Source organism: Streptomyces sp. NPDC006743, assembly GCF_040703815.1.
Taxonomy (GTDB): Bacteria; Actinomycetota; Actinomycetes; order Streptomycetales; family Streptomycetaceae; genus Streptomyces.
In genome coordinates, this window is the sequence record NZ_JBEYJA010000001.1 from 230291 (window position 1) to 244505 (window position 14215).

Here is a 14215-nt window from a genome sequence, read left to right on the forward strand (position 1 = left end):
CTTGATGTGTGTGTTCGCGTCGGGAGGGTGGTCCTGGCAGGACCCAGGGAGACGGGGACACTGCCTGCGGCCGGAGATCAGGTCCACGCTGAGGAGCGTCACCCGCACACACCGACCGCGGGCGCCGGTTCCCCGCGGCCGGCGGCCCCAGCAGGAGCACAGTCCATGGACATCACCCGCCGCACCGTCTTCATCGCCGGCGCCACCTCGGGCATCGGCCTCGAACTCGCCCGCCGCTTCGCCGCGGCCGGCAGCACAGTCGTCGTCGGCGGACGCCGCACCGGCCTGCTCGACCGGCTCTCGGCCGAGGGGTTCGCCACCGTTCCCGTCGACGTGACCGACCAGGAGAGCGTCGACCGCGCCCGCGACACCGTCCTGGCCGGCCACCCGGACCTCGACACCGTCGTGACGATGTCCGGCGTCATGCTCCCCGAGGACCTGCGCGACCCCGCGCACTTCAGCGTCACGGAGCGCACCATGGAGACCAACCTCCTCGGCACCGTCCGCGTCGTCGACGCGTTCACCCCGCACCTGACCGGCCGCGGCGCGGGCACCTTCGTCACGGTGACCTCGGGCATCGCTTTCCTGCCGTTCCCGCTCCTGCCGGCCTACGCCGCCTCGAAGGCCGGCGTGCACGCGTACTCCGAGGCGCTGCGCGCGCAACTGGACGGCACCGGCGTCGAGGTCTGCGAACTCGTCCCTCCGGCGGTCGCCACCACCCCGGAGCAGGCGCGGCTCAACCCCCGCGCGCTCGGACTGGCCGAGTTCGCCGGCGAGGTGATGGACCTGCTCGCCACCGAACCCACGCCCCGCGAAGTACTCGTCCAGGCCGTCCTGATGCACCGGTGGGCCGAACGCGACGGCACCTACGACGAGTTGGTCGCCCAGCGGTCGCAGGCGCTCGCGACGCTCCCGGGCCACCGGTGAACCGGCCCGGCGCGAACGAGGCCCGCCGCTGATCCCCGCCCCGCCGGACCCGCCCGGCCGACCGGCCGCCGGCCGGCTCCCGGCCCGCCGCTCGCCGGGGCGGGCGTACAAACGCCGGCGGAGGCCGATGTCAGACGGAGGCCAGCCAGGCCGCGGTCTCCTGGGGGCGGCCGAAGCGGTGGGTCCGCAGGGACGCGAAGCGCGGATCGCGCAGGCGGAGCGCGATCTCGCGGCGGCGGGTGCGGTACTGGGACCAGGACCACCACACCGGGTGCTCCCGGCTCAGCCAGCCCGCCCAGCTCTCCTTGTTGCCGCCGAAGAGCACCTCGCCGGTCACGGTGCGCCGGACGGACCGGCGCAGGACACGGGGCATGATCACACGGCGGGAATAGTCCAGCCAGATCACCGTGTCCGCCCGGCCCCACAGCAGGTCACGGACTTCCGGACAGCCGAGTGAGTCGGTGATCCAGCACGGCCCCGCGGTGATCCGCGCCACGTCCGCGGCCAGCTCCCCGTTGACGGCCCAGCCGGGGCCGTCGAAGTACAGCGCGTCCATCTCGTGGTACGGCAGCCCCAGGCGCGCCCCCAGGGCACGGGCGAGCGTGGACTTGCCCGCGCCCGTGGAGCCCACCACCAAGATCCGTTCCACAGCCGCATCTTAGAGCTGCGCCTCGGGGCCGTCCGTCCTCCCCCCGCCCGCGCCACGGGCGGCGGGACGCCTGTGCCGGTGCGGCCGGCGCGCTCAGGCCGTGTACTGGTAGGCCGGGTACGTCAGGTAGCCGGCGTCGCCGCCCTGGTAGTACGTCGCCTCGTCCACGGGGGCGAGGGGGACGCCGGTGCGCAGGCGTTCCACCAGGTCGGGGTTGGCGATGAAGCCGCGGCCGAAGCTGATGAGTTCGGCGCCCAGGTCCAGCCAGTGGTCGGCGTCGGTGCGGCCGGTCTGCTTGGGCCCCATCGGAAGCACCGGGTTCATGACGAGGGTGCCCGGCCACGCGCGGCGCAGGCCGAGCAGCACGTCCTCGTCGGCGGTGGCCTCCAGATGGACGTAGGCGATCCGGAGGCGGGCCAGTTCGGCCAGGAGGGCGGTGTACAGCTCGGGCACGTCGGTCTCCTCGACGCCCCAGAACGTGCCGCCGGGGGAGAGACGGATACCGGTCCTGGCGGCGCCCACCGCCTCGACGGTCTCGGACACCGCTTCGACCGCGAACCGGATCCGGTTGGCCACCGGGCCGCCGTAGCGGTCCGTACGGAGGTTGGCGTTGGAGGAGAGGAACTGCGAGATCAGGTAGCCGTTGGCGCCGTGCAGTTCCACGCCGTCGAAGCCGGCGTCGACGGCGCGCCGGGCCGCCTCGGCGTACGACCGGGCATGCCCGGGCACCTCGGCGGTCTCCAGGGCGCGCGGGACGGGCGCGGGCTGGGGCCCGCTCGGGGTGAACACCTCGCCTGCGGCGGGGACGGCCGAGGGTCCGACCGGCCGCGTTCCGGTGGTGTCGGGGTGCGAGACCCGTCCGCCGTGCATGATCTGGGCGAAGATCCGCCCGCCGTTGGCGTGCACGGCCGCGGTCACCGGACGCCAGGAGGCGACCTGCTCGTCGGTGTGCAGTCCCGGCGTACCCGGATTGGACTGCCCGATCACACTGGGCTGCACCCCCTCGGACACGATCAGCCCTGCCGTGGCCCGCTGGGCGTAGTACGTCGCCATCGAGGGGGTGGCCAGCCCGCCGGCGGCGGCCCGGACCCGGGTCATCGGGGCCATCACCACCCGGTTGGGCAGTGTCAGGTCACCGAGCCGGTAGCTGTCGAAAAGAGTTGTCACGTCAGGACTCCGTCGCGATCCGCCGTACCCGGATCTCGGGTACGGCGGCTACGCTAAAACCTCACATCCATGTCAGATGCAAGGCCTGTGATGCAGGTCATACCAGGAGGGCCGCATGCGGATCGGGGAACTGGCGTCGCGCACGGGGGTGAGCGTGCGGTCCCTGCGCTACTACGAGGAGCAGGGACTGCTGCGCAGTACCCGCAGCGCCGGAGGGCAGCGCCACTACACGCAGCAGGACGTCGAACGGGTCGAGTTCGTCCAGCGGTTGTACGCGGCGGGCCTGTCCAGCCGGACCATCGCCGGCCTGCTGCCGTGCGTCGAGGCACCCAGCCTGGAGAACTCCGATGCCGCGCTGGAGCGCATGGCCCAGGAGCGCGAACGGCTCTCCGAGCACATCACCGACCTCCTGCGCACCCGGGACGCGCTCGACGCGCTGATGGAGACGGCCCGGAAGTACCGGCAGCAGCTCCAGCCGGCGGCCGTCGAGTGATCGACGGGGGTCCACGGCCGATCACGGGGGTCCACGGGGGATCCGGCTGACCCTGCCGACCCGGCTGATCCGGCCGCGACGGCGACGTGGCAGGAGGCCGGGGCGGCCACGGAGCGGGTGATGCGCGAGCGGTGCGGTCCCAGCGCGCCGAAGGCCCACCGGCTGACGGCGCCGGTGGCACCGGTATGGGCCTGCGCGCCCCCGACTGCGCGCCCGCGAGCGGCGGCCCGCGGCCGGTGAGCGAGCGCGCCACTGCCGCCGCACAGGCCCAGACCGGCGAGGCCGGCCGGGCCCACCGGTACGTCTACCTCACCCTCCTCGCTCTCCACCAGCCCGAATCCGCACCCCCGCCTCCCCCACCGCGATCCTCTACTCCTGGTAGAGGATCGCGGTAGACTCGGGGCATGGCAGCAGACGAGACGAGCATCAAGGTGAGCACCGCCGCGCGGGACCGGCTCGCCCGGCTGGCCGCCGAGCACGGGACGACCATCCGGAGCCTGGTCGAGGAGCTGGCGCAGGGCACTCCGACCCAGGCCGAGTACGCGGAGCGCGCCGAGCTGGCCCGCGCCGAGCTGGCCTCCGCCCTCGGCAGCGCGCCGAGCCCCGAGGCCGAGGCGAGGGCCCGGGCCCTGCTGGAGCGGCTGGGAGCAGGACCGCACAGCCCGCAGGCCGCCGCGTAGTGGCGGCCATCGCGGTCGTCCTGGACCACACCACCGCCACGGCCCTGTACGACCCGAAGGACCCGTTCAACGAGGCCGTCGCCGCCTTCTACGTCCAGGCGTCCGGCGGCCTCGGCAGCCTGTACGCGCCGGTCCTGTCGCTCACGGCGGGCGACGCCGAGCGGCCCGGCCTGTTCAGCTACATCAAGGGGCTGCGGTTCATCCGGCTGGAGGCGTTCGACACCGACGCCGCCGTCACCGCCACCGAACTGCTGCGGTTCGGCCACCCGTGGGCGACCGTCCACGCCATCCACGCCGCCCGGCCGTCGGCCGCCCACCCCACGGGGCGGTTCCTCCTGACCCTGACCCCGAAGGCGTACGCGGGCACCGGAGTGCGGGCGGTCCACCCCGGCCGCTGAGCCGGCGATGAGTTTCCGCCGTCCGCGCAGTCTTCACCCCTGTCATCGCCCGCACAGGAGGAACTCATGCCCCAGCTGCTGAAAGTCCAGAACTTGAACGTCTCCAGTGACGGCGTCGCCGCCGGTGAGGACCAGAGCCTGGAGCGGCCGTTCGGCCATGTCGACCACACGCCGCTGTTCGCGTGGGCCCGTGCCACGGCGAGCTGGCCCGGTCGTACCGAGCCCGGCGGCAGCCGGGGCCTCGACGACTACCTGACGCGCGACTTCTCGCACAACATCGGCGCGGAGATCATGGGCCGCAACAAGTTCGGCCCGCAGCGCGGCCCCTGGCAGGACGACCAGTGGCGCGGCTGGTGGGGCGACGAACCGCCGTTCCACACACCGGTGTTCGTCCTGACCCACCACCCGCGTCCCTCCTTCACGCTCTCCGACACCACCTTCCACTTCGTCGAGGGGGACCCGGCCACGGTGCTCGCGCGGGCGCGGGAGGCGGCCGAGGGCAAGGACGTACGGCTCGGCGGCGGCGTCAGCACCGTCCGCCAGTTCCTCGACGCCGGTCTGATCGACACCCTGCACGTGGCGGTCTCCCCGGTGAAGATCGGGTCCGGGCTGCGGCTGTGGGAGTCGCCGGAGGAACTGCTCGACCGCTACCACCTGGACGTCGTGCCCAGCCCGAGCGGCGTGACGCACCACCTCTTCTGGCGGAAGTGACCGGCACGGCGGGGCGGCCGGCTCACCCGGGCCGGCCCGCCCGCGGGCGGGGGTGACCGGTCGCCCGGTTCCCCGGCCGCTCACTGCCCGGGGTGCTCCGCCAGGTGCGCGGCGACACGCCGGGCGTCGTCGGCGCGGTGCTGGCTGCGGTAGAGCCGCAGCGCGGTGGTCCACGCGGCGCGGGCCTGTACGAGGTCGCCGCGCTCGGCGTGGATGTCCGCGAGGTCGGACCAGGTGTCGGCCTCCCGGTTGGCGTTGCCGATGGCCTGGAAGTGGGCGAGGGCCTGACGGTAGGCGTAGCAGGCGCGTTCCGTCCGTCCGGTGCGCCAGGCGATGTGGGCCAGGGTGTCCCAGGTGGCGGCCTGGCCCTCGCCGTCGTCGTGGAGCCGCAGCAGGGGCAGCGCCTGCCGGCAGTGCTCCTCGCCGCTGGTGTACCGGCCGAGGCGGGCGAGGGCCCACCCGGTCCCGTTGAGGGCGTTGGCCTCACCGACCTGGTCCCCCAGCCGCCGGTACCCCTCGATGGCCTGCGCGAAGTGCGGCAGGGCGCTCTCGTGGGCGTCCAGACGCACATGGACCTCCGCGAGCGCGTGGTGCGCCCGGGTGCGCCCCGGCAGGTCGTCGTGGTCGGCGAAGTGGGCCAGGGCGGCGTCGAGATGGGGCAGGGCCTCCTCGTGGCGTCCGGCCTGGGCCAGGGCGACGGCCAGCCGCCGGCGGGTGTGCGCGGTGAGGGAGACGTCCTCGATCGCGCGCGCCGCCTCCAGGGCCAGGTGCCAGGCCTGGATGCTCTCGGCGAAGAGTCCGCGCCGCCAGCGGAAGGTGTGCAGCGACCAGACGAGCCGGCACAGCTGCAGGTGCGCCCCGCGCCGCCGGATCGTCGTGACGATCTCCTGGAGGCAGGCGTACTCGTCCTCGAACCAGGCCAGGGCGCTGTCGGCGTCGTCGAAGGAGAGCGGGGCCGGGCCCTGGTCCGCGACGCCCAGCGGGTCCTGCGCGGTGCGGTGCGGGTCCAGGGCGCTGTGCGCCGCGTGGGCGGTGCGGACGTAGAAGTCGACCAGGCGCCCGGTCAGTTCGTCGCGCGGGGCGGCCGCCAGGCGGGCCGCTCCTTCCCGCGCGTACAGCCGGACCAGGTCGTGCATCTGGTAGCGCCCGGGGCGGTTCTCCCGTACCAGGCAGGCCTCCTCCAGTCTGCGCAGGGTGCCCCGGATGTACGCGGGAGTGCGGCCGGCCAGATGGGCGAGCGCGGCGAGGGAGACGTCCTGGTGGGGCACCAGCCCGAACAGGTTCAGCAGGCGCGCGGCCGGGGGCTCCAGGGCGTGTTCGGACGACGTGAACAGGGCGCGCAGGTTGAGGGACACGTCGCCCGCGTCGAGGGCGTCGAGGCGGGTGCGGGGGTCGAGCAGGTCCTGGGCGAGCTGGTCCAGCGAGGCCGGGGAGAGGTCCACCGCGTGGGCGGCGGCGATGTCGAGGGCGAGGGGCAGCCCCGAGCAGGCGCGGACGATGTCCCTCATCGCGGGTTCGCGGGCCGCGCGGGCGGCGCCGACGCGCCGGGCGAAGAGGCGGGAGGATTCCGCTTCGGGCAGGACACCGAGCCGGACGGAGTCCGCGCCGCACCGGACCCTGAGACCGCTCAGGGTGTTCCTGCTGGTCACCAGGGTCCGGCAGCCCGCGCCCCCGGCCAGCAGCGGCAGTACCTGGGAGGTGTCGCGGGCGTTGTCGAGGACGACGAGGACGCGCCGCCCGTCCATGAGGGTGCGGTACAGCCCCGCCCGGCCCTCCAGGTCCGGGGGCAGTTCGTGGGCGGCGGCGCCCAGGGCCATGAGGAACGCCTGGAGGACGTCCGCCGGACGGGCGGGCGGGGTGTGCGGGCTGAAGCCGTCGAGCTGGGCGTGGAGCTGGCCGTCGGGGAAGTCCTCGATGTGCTGGTGGGCCCAGCGCAGGGCCAGCCATGTCTTGCCGATGCCGCCCATGCCGGTGATCGCGCAGACTCCCGGCGCGTCCGGGCCGGTCCGCGCGGCCTGGGCGTCCAGCAGCCGCAGCGCGTCCTCGCGTCCGACGAAACCCACCGGAACGGCGGGCAGTTGGCGCGGGATGCGCGCCGGGGCGCGGGCCGGCGGGACTCCGGTGGCCGCCGGGGCGGGCGCGGGCAGGTGCAGGGCGTCGTCGAAGGCGAGGACGCGCTGGTACAGCTCCTGGAGGGGCGGGCCCGGGTCCGCTCCCATCTGCTCCACGAGGTCGCCGCGCAGCCGCTCGTAGGCGGTGAGGGCCGCGGCGGGCCGTCCACTGCGGTACAGGGCGAGCATGTGCTGGTGGGCGAGGCGTTCGTCCAGCGGGTGGTCGCCGGTGAGCGCCTCCAGGGAGCGGACGGCCTCCGCGTGGCGGCCCTGGGCGAGCAGGAGATCGTGCCACGCCACGGTGGCGTGCAGGTGCTCGGCCTCCAGCGTGAGGCGGTACCGGTCGAGCCATCCGGAGTTCACACCTGCGAAGGGTCGCCCCCGCCAGAGGGCGAGCGCCTGCTCGTACTTCGGCCCGGCCTCCTCCGGTTCCGCCTCGCGTGCCTGCCCGACCAGGTCGCGGAAGCGGAACAGGTCGACGGCCGCCGGGTCGGTGCGCAGCACGTAACCGGCCGTGGTGCGCAGGATGTCCCAGTCCTGTGCCCGCCCGGCCGGGGAGGTCCGCAGGGCACGGAGGCGGGAGACGTAGCTGTAGAGGGCGGCGACCGCGCGCGGCGGCGGTGCCTCGCCCCAGACCCGGTCCACCAACGCGTCCACGGGGACGGGCCGGTTGGCCTCCAGGAGCAGCACGGCGAGGACGCAGCGCTGGCGCGGGGTGCCGGGGACGACGTCGGATCCGTCGCGGCCGATGACGACGTCACCCAGGAGTCTGAATCGCGTACCCATAGGCCCTTCGCCCGTGTGGCCCCTCGAAGCGGCACCGCGGGCCGGAGCCGGCTCCTCGCCGGCCGCCCCGCCGTTGCAAGAAGATATCAAGGTCCTTGCAGGGCCGGTGCGGGACTTTGGTGGGGACCGAGGACGCCGCCGGGGGAAGGGCCCGGCCGAGGAGGGGGCCGCGGCGCGTGCCGGTCCGGGCGGCAGGGCCGCGCCGGCGCCGCCGGACGCCGCCCCACGGGGGTGGGCGGAGTCCGGCCCGGCACCGGGGCGGCCCGGGCCGCGCGCCCCGACGACGAGGCGCGCAACGGCTGTTGTCCGAAGCGGCCGACGCCCGGGGCCGTGCCACGCCGGAACGACCCACGCGCGTACGTCCCATGCCCGACCGGCCCACGCCGACGACCCACGCCCGAACGGCCCGCGCCCGCACCGCCCGTGCCCCGGGGGCGGGCTCGCGCCTCTCCCCCGTGCGACGTCCCTTCCGCTCCGGTACCGGAGCCCCATCGGCAAGGAGTCTCAATGACGAAGTCAAGCCGCCTGCCCGACCGGCAGTTCGGGGGTGAAGACCCTGTTGTCGCGCAGGAGAGCCCACAGGACGCTGGCTCGACGCCGCGCCAGGGCGATGACGGCCTGGACGTGTTTGCAGCCTTCACCGCGCTTCTTGAGGTAGAAGTCCCGGTTCGGGCCCTCGCGGATGATGCTGGTCTGGGCGGACATGTAGAACACTCGCCGCAGGCGGCGGCTGTAACGCTTGGGCCGGTGCAAGTTGCCGGTGCGGCGTCCGGAGTCGCGTGGCACGGGCACCAGGCCGGCTGCCGAGGCCAGGTGGCCGGCGTCGGCGTAGGCCGCGAGGTCGCCGGCGGCGACGACGAATTCGGCGCCGAGTATCGGACCCATGCCGGGCAGGGACTCGATTATCTCGGCCTGCGGATGGCTGCGGAACGTCTCGCGGATCTGCTGGTCGATCCGCTTCAGCCGGTCGTCCATAGCCAGGATATGCCCTGCCAGGTCGGCCACGATCTGGGCAGCGACGTCCTCACCGGGCAGCGCGGTCTGCTGGGCCTGAGCAGCCTCAAGCGCCGTCGCGGCGACGGTGTCGGCGCCGCGCACACCGCGGTTGGCCAGCCAGGCCGCCAGCCGCGCCCGGCCGCGGCGGCGGAGGGCCGCTGGGGTCTGGTAGCCCGTCAGCAGGACCAACGCACCCTTCTGCGAGCTGTAGTCGAAGGCCCGCTCCAGCGCGGGGCAGACGCCAGTCAACGTGTCGCGAAGGCGATTGATCATCCGGACGCGGTCGGCCACGAGATCGGCGCGGTGGGCAGTCAGCAGTGCGAGGTCGGCGGCCAGCTGGGCAGGCACGTCGATCGTCGCGAAGTCCCGGCGGTGTCGGGCTGTTTCGGCGATGACGTAGGCGTCGCGTGCATCGGTCTTGGCCTCACCCCGGTAGGCACCGGACATGCGGTTGACGGTCCGTCCGGGTACATAGACGGCCTGCTGGCCGTGGGCCGCGAGCAGGGCCAGCAGCAGCGCGGAAGACGTGCCGGAGATGTCCACCGCCCACTGGACCTCGTCGGCGAGGTCGAGGATCTCGCCCATGGCGGTCAGGACCGCCGACTCGTCGTTGTCGACCTTCTTCGACCACAGCGTCGCACCGGTCTCATCGACCGCCGCCACCCAGTGGTGCCCCTTACCCGCGTCGATGCCGGCCCAGACCCGGTCCCGTCGCTCACTCACTCGCCCCTCCTCACTCCGACCAGCATGCCGTCGGCCCGAGGAACACCCCGCTGTCATATCCGTAAAAAGCGACCAAAGCGCACATCTCAATCAGCAGCCAGGGCGCCCCGGAGGGCCGGGCGGCCACTCCTTGCAAGCCACTGAAGGCAAAGAACCATAAGCCACACCCGGCCCTCCCGGGCCGCCTAACAACTTACGGAGAACCATGGCCAAGCACGCTGTACGCACAGGACTCGCCGGCCTCTCGGCCGCCGTCGGACTGCTCGCCGCCACCGGCGGTGTCGGTCACGCCCAGCCGCTGACCCCGGCAGGGCATCCGGCCGCCGCACTGCCCGCGGCCGTCGCGGCCGGCTACGCCGTCGTACCGTACGAGAACGTCAACGTTCGCAAACTCCCCAGGAAGGACGGCGCCTACCTGGCCACGCTCACCGCGGGCAGGACGTACACGGCCTACTGCTGGACGCGCGGCGACACGGTGACCGACCACGGGATCACCAACGACATCTGGATCGGCTTCGCCGACGGCTACAGCAGCGCCGTCTACTTCAAGGGCGACGAGTACGCCAACCTGCCCGTATCCGCCCGCTGCTGACCGGACCGCGTCCCGCCCACCCGAAGGAGAAAACCGTGCGCAACCCCTCACGCAGGGCCGCTGCCGCCGTCGCCGTCGGCGCCGCGCTGGCGTTCGTCGGCGTGTCCGCCCCCACGGCCTCGGCCGCCGACGCCTGCGTCGCCAACGGACCCGCCTACTACTGCCACAACGTCTACGGTGCCGCCGTCTACAACGGCTTCGACAACCCGGGCCCGATCGTCGGTCGCATGTACACGACGTACAGCTGGTTCAGCTGCCGCGTGGACAACGGCGCGTACGTCGGCGGACCGCACCCCTACCGCTGGCTGCTGACCAAGGCCGACAACGGCGTCTGGGGTTTCATGAAGGACACCTCCATCAGCTCGGAGACCGACCCGGTGATCCCCTGCTGACCGCTTCGGCGGTGACCGCCCGCACTCGGTGAACGGCGGCCCGCCGGGCGCCCGGAGAGGTGGCCGGCGGGTGGTCCGGCGGGCAGCCCGGAGTCGGCCCTGCGGGTGGTACGGCGGGTGGTACGGCAGGTCCGAAGACCGCCTGAAGACCGCCCGAAGACAGTCCGAGGCGGCCTGGGGCGGCCCGGGGCGGCCCGGAGAGACATCCCCCTCGTCGTTCGGGTAGCGTGTTTGCGGCCGGGAAGCGGTGTCTTCCCGGCCCCTGCGCGCGTTGCGGAGGGCGACCTGTTCCGTGCTGGGTGACGCGGCGGCACTGCCGGCGTCGGGGGAAGTGAGCAAGCCATGGCCATGGTGGGCCTGTTCTGGATCGCCGAGGGCGACGTGTACGTGGGCGCGAAGCCGTCCGGTCTGGCTCCCGGGGTGCGTCTGACCCCCGACGGCGTGGTCGCGCTGGGCGACGGGCAGGCGGGCCTGCACCTGTGGGAGGACGTGCGGGCCCTGACGGTCGTGGACGTCCCCGTGAAGTCCCTGCTGCGGCGGGTCGGCGTGGTCAAGGACCTGGCCGTGGACACGGTGATGACCCTGGCCCTGTCCGCGGGCCCGGGCCGCACGGACGAGGCGCCCCCGATGATGACGGTACGGGTGCAGTCGTCCGGCGGGGAGCACGAACTGGGCGCCTACGCGGCCGCGGCCGTCGGCTACTCCGCGACCGAGACGGACCTCTCCCGCGCCCTCCTGTCCCGCCTCACCGAGGGCGCCGCGACGATGTCCACGACGCTGGCGGCGATGTCGCAGTGGGGCCGCACCCGGGCGAACGGCACGCCCCGGACGGCGGAGCGGGAGAAGCTGCTGCGGGAGTGGCTGGGCCGGTGACGCGGCCCGCCGCCCGCCGCCGCTGCCGGCCGGGGCGCAGCGGTCCCGGTCCCCGCGGGAATCCGCGCCGGCCGGACCGGGTTGCCCACAGCGGTGACGGAGCGACGCTCGCTCCAGCGCGGGAAGGAGAAGGGGACCGATGAGCCTTCGCCAGTTCGAGTACGCCCTGGCCGTGGCCGAGGCGGGCTCGGTGACGGCCGCGGCGGAACTGCTGCACGTCGCTCAGCCCTCGGTGTCCCAGCAGATCCGCGGCCTGGAGCGGGACCTCGGCGTGGAGCTGTTCGCCCGCACGCCGACCGGGCTGGTGCCCACCGTGGTCGGCCGCGCGTTCCTGCGCGAGGCCCAGGTCGCGGTGAGCGCGTCACGGCGGGCCAGGGCGACCGCGCGGGCCGGCGCCGACGAACTGGTGGGCGAGCTGGTGGTCGTGGTGCAGATGGGCTTCGGCGCACGGCAGTTGCCGCGCGCGCTCAGCGCGCTGCGCCGCCGCTACCCCCGGCTGGAGGTCACCGTCTTCGAGGAGCCCAGCTCCGCCGAGCTGGACCGGCTGTGCCGCCGGGGTGTGGTGGACCTCGCCCTGATGGCGGCGTGCGAGCGGAGCCCCGCCGACGCCCACCACCTCGGCGACGAGGACTTCGTCGTGGTGCTGGGCGCCGGGCACCCCCGGCTCGCCGCGGACCGGGTCGAGCTGAGCGAGCTGCGAGGGGAGGCGTGGGTGAGGTTCGACCGCGCCAGCGCGCTCGACGGCGTCCTCACGAACGTGCTGCGGGACAGCGGTCCGGCCCCGGCCACGGCCGCCCGCGTGTCCCAGACGGCGACGGCCGTGCGCTGGGCGGCGAACGGGCTGGGCGTGACGCTCGTCCCGGCCTCCGCCGTGCCGCACGGTCACGAGCACTTCGCCCGCCCGGTCTCCCCGGCCGTGTCGCAGCCCGTCATCGCCGTGCTCCGCCACAACCCGGGGCCGGCGGAGACGGCCCTGCTCGACCTGCTGCGCGAGGAGAACTGGTCAGGGTCCGTCTCCTCCGCCGCTCCCTCACCGGTGTCCTGACGGCCGGCAGGAACCGATGCCCGGGATTTCGCCGCACCGGAACACCGCCGCACCCTGATTCCGGCCGGAATTCCCGTTTCCCGCACCGGATTCTTCCGTATCCGGATTCCCGTACCAGAATCTTCCGTATCCGGATTCCCCCACCGAAATCACCGCTACAGAATTCCCCGCACCCGGTTCCGTCGGCCGGTGTCACCCCCGGGAGAATTCGCCGCCGTCCACCACGAGACTGGTTCCGGTCAGCCAGCTCGCCCGGTCGGACACGAGGAACGCCACCGCGTGGGCGATGTCGTCGGGCCGGCCGTCGCGCCCCAACGGCGGGGTGTCGGCCGCGTTGACCTGGCCCGGCGCCGCGTTCAGCCGCGCCCACTGCTCCCGCGTCGCCTCCCCGCCGGGGGTGGCGACCCTGCCGGGCGTCACGGTGTTGACCCGGATCCCGGACGGAGCCAGTTCCTGGGCCAGCCCCCGGCTGTAGTTCTCCAGCGCCGCCTTCGCCGCGGTGTAGTGCAGGAACGGTCCTACGGGGGTGAGGACGGCGGCCGACGAGACGTGCACGATGCTGCCCGACCGCCGTTCCCGCATGCCGGGCACCAGCAGTGAGTCCAGCCGCACCGCCGCCAGGAAGTTCAGGTCCAGCGCGTCCTGCCAGTCCTCGTCGGCGATGGCGAGGACGCCTTCGTGAGGGCGTGCCCCGCCCGCGTTGTGGACCACGATGTCCACCACCCCGCCGAGCACCTCCCCCGCGGCCGACGCGAGCGCCTCGGCGCCGGCCCGGGTGCTCACGTCGGCCTGCACGAAGGCGGCGCCCTGCGGCGCCGTGCCCGTCGCCGAGCGTGCGGTGGTGAGCACCTGGGCGCCCGCGTCCAGGAGCCGGCGCACGACGGCCGCTCCGATTCCGCGCGTGCCACCGGTGACCAGCGCCCGCTTTCCCGCGAGTTCCCGCGTCACCGAGCCGTTCTCGTACGAGGTCATTCCAGATTCCTTCTCGTTCGTGAGTTCATCGCCCGACGGAAAAGAGGCGGTCGCGCCCGGCGCACGGTGCGCGGATCCACTGAAGGAATCGCGGCGGCCATGCACCCCGTCGGGTTCGTTTCACGGTACGGCCGGAAAAGAAGGAGAGGCAAAGACGAAATTCCATGAGGCCCTATAGGGGATTCCTATGGCATCAGCCGGATCGGGGCGCGCCCGGCGGCGGGGCCGCACCCGGTGGTCTGTGGGCGACACCCGCGGTGCCCGCCCGGCGGTCGGGGGCGGGCGGGCACCCCCAGCGCCGCTGCCGCCCCGCCCGTCCCCGCGACCGCGCCGCCACGAGCGGGGCGGAGGCCGCTTCCGCCGTCCGGCGGCCGGCAGGCCGTACTGTCGGGCCATGAGTGGGATCGTCGTGGTGTACGAGCTGGACAGGTCGATGACCGCGGGCGCTGTCGGCGGCGGTGCCCGTACGGACGAGGCGCCGGTCCGCCGGGTGCACGCCGCGCCCGCGGCTCCCGGCACCGCCGCCACCCCCGGGCCGCGGACCTTCTGCGGCAAGGACACCTTCGCCATGGAGGCGGCCCCGTGGGCGCCCTCCGAGCACCCCGGCGCCCCCTGGTGCGGCCCCCGGTACGCGGACCGGGTCTGCGGGGACTGCGACACGGCGATGGAAGAGGACTGAGCGGCACGGGTCCGCCCGGTG

At 73.9% G+C, this 14215-nt stretch carries 15 protein-coding genes; 10 read left to right on the forward strand and 5 right to left on the reverse strand.

Features of this window, described 5'->3' with window-relative positions:
* Nucleotides 1–165: 165 nt before the first annotated feature.
* Complete coding sequence (locus ABZ719_RS00915) at nt 166–927, forward strand: SDR family NAD(P)-dependent oxidoreductase (protein ID WP_366723115.1); 762 nt, start codon at nt 166–168, stop codon at nt 925–927.
* Between the two features lie 130 nt (nt 928–1057).
* Here the strand turns inward: ABZ719_RS00915 and ABZ719_RS00920 are convergent, their stop codons facing one another.
* The gene (locus ABZ719_RS00920) at nt 1058–1576 is read right to left on the reverse strand and encodes an adenylate kinase (RefSeq protein ID WP_366723116.1); all 519 of its coding nucleotides are present in this window, start codon (nt 1574–1576) and stop codon (nt 1058–1060) included.
* A 93-nt stretch (nt 1577–1669) separates the two neighbouring features.
* The gene (locus ABZ719_RS00925; RefSeq protein ID WP_366723117.1) at nt 1670–2743 is read right to left on the reverse strand and encodes an alkene reductase; all 1074 of its coding nucleotides are present in this window, start codon (nt 2741–2743) and stop codon (nt 1670–1672) included.
* 115 nt (nt 2744–2858) lie between these two features.
* Between ABZ719_RS00925 and ABZ719_RS00930 the strand changes: the two genes are divergently transcribed.
* The 4 genes from ABZ719_RS00930 to ABZ719_RS00945 all read left to right on the forward strand — a co-directional run bounded on the left by ABZ719_RS00930 (nt 2859) and on the right by ABZ719_RS00945 (nt 5025).
* Nucleotides 2859–3236: a MerR family transcriptional regulator gene (locus ABZ719_RS00930; RefSeq protein WP_366723118.1), complete on the forward strand. Its 378-nt coding sequence runs from the start codon at nt 2859–2861 to the stop codon at nt 3234–3236.
* Between the two features lie 404 nt (nt 3237–3640).
* Nucleotides 3641–3916, forward strand: a complete 276-nt coding sequence (locus ABZ719_RS00935; protein WP_366723119.1) for a hypothetical protein — start codon at nt 3641–3643, stop codon at nt 3914–3916.
* Nucleotides 3916–4314, forward strand: coding sequence for a hypothetical protein (locus tag ABZ719_RS00940; RefSeq protein WP_366723120.1), 399 nt, complete (start codon nt 3916–3918; stop codon nt 4312–4314). The genes ABZ719_RS00935 and ABZ719_RS00940 overlap by 1 nt, the downstream gene beginning before the upstream one ends.
* Before the next feature lie 66 nt (nt 4315–4380).
* Nucleotides 4381–5025: a dihydrofolate reductase family protein gene (locus ABZ719_RS00945; protein ID WP_366723121.1), complete on the forward strand. Its 645-nt coding sequence runs from the start codon at nt 4381–4383 to the stop codon at nt 5023–5025.
* Between the two features lie 80 nt (nt 5026–5105).
* Here the strand turns inward: ABZ719_RS00945 and ABZ719_RS00950 are convergent, their stop codons facing one another.
* Together ABZ719_RS00950 and ABZ719_RS00955 are read right to left on the reverse strand one after the other, a co-directional pair.
* Nucleotides 5106–7922 carry a BTAD domain-containing putative transcriptional regulator gene (locus tag ABZ719_RS00950; protein ID WP_366723122.1) on the reverse strand — a complete coding sequence of 939 codons (2817 nt, stop codon included), beginning with the start codon at nt 7920–7922 and terminating at the stop codon, nt 5106–5108.
* Between the two features lie 516 nt (nt 7923–8438).
* Nucleotides 8439–9641, reverse strand: coding sequence for an IS110 family transposase (locus ABZ719_RS00955; protein ID WP_366723123.1), 1203 nt, complete (start codon nt 9639–9641; stop codon nt 8439–8441).
* A 205-nt stretch (nt 9642–9846) separates the two neighbouring features.
* Between ABZ719_RS00955 and ABZ719_RS00960 the strand changes: the two genes are divergently transcribed.
* The 4 genes from ABZ719_RS00960 (at nt 9847) to ABZ719_RS00975 (ending at nt 12543) form a co-directional block, all read left to right on the forward strand.
* Entirely contained in the window at nt 9847–10233 is a 387-nt protein-coding gene (locus tag ABZ719_RS00960) for an SH3 domain-containing protein (RefSeq protein WP_366723124.1), read from the forward strand.
* 35 nt (nt 10234–10268) lie between these two features.
* A complete protein-coding gene (locus ABZ719_RS00965) occupies nt 10269–10625 on the forward strand; it encodes a hypothetical protein (protein WP_366723125.1) in 357 nt (118 codons plus the stop codon).
* A 342-nt stretch (nt 10626–10967) separates the two neighbouring features.
* Entirely contained in the window at nt 10968–11498 is a 531-nt protein-coding gene (locus tag ABZ719_RS00970) for a hypothetical protein (RefSeq protein ID WP_366723126.1), read from the forward strand.
* A gap of 139 nt (nt 11499–11637) precedes the next feature.
* Nucleotides 11638–12543, forward strand: coding sequence for a LysR family transcriptional regulator (locus tag ABZ719_RS00975; protein WP_366723127.1), 906 nt, complete (start codon nt 11638–11640; stop codon nt 12541–12543).
* 192 nt (nt 12544–12735) lie between these two features.
* Here ABZ719_RS00975 and ABZ719_RS00980 read toward each other — a convergent pair whose 3' ends face one another.
* A complete protein-coding gene (locus ABZ719_RS00980; protein WP_366723128.1) occupies nt 12736–13515 on the reverse strand; it encodes an SDR family oxidoreductase in 780 nt (259 codons plus the stop codon).
* 394 nt (nt 13516–13909) lie between these two features.
* On the opposite strand from ABZ719_RS00980, the gene ABZ719_RS00985 reads away from it, so the two are divergent.
* Nucleotides 13910–14194 carry a hypothetical protein gene (locus ABZ719_RS00985; protein ID WP_366723129.1) on the forward strand — a complete coding sequence of 95 codons (285 nt, stop codon included), beginning with the start codon at nt 13910–13912 and terminating at the stop codon, nt 14192–14194.
* The last annotated feature ends 21 nt before the right edge of the window (nt 14195–14215 follow it).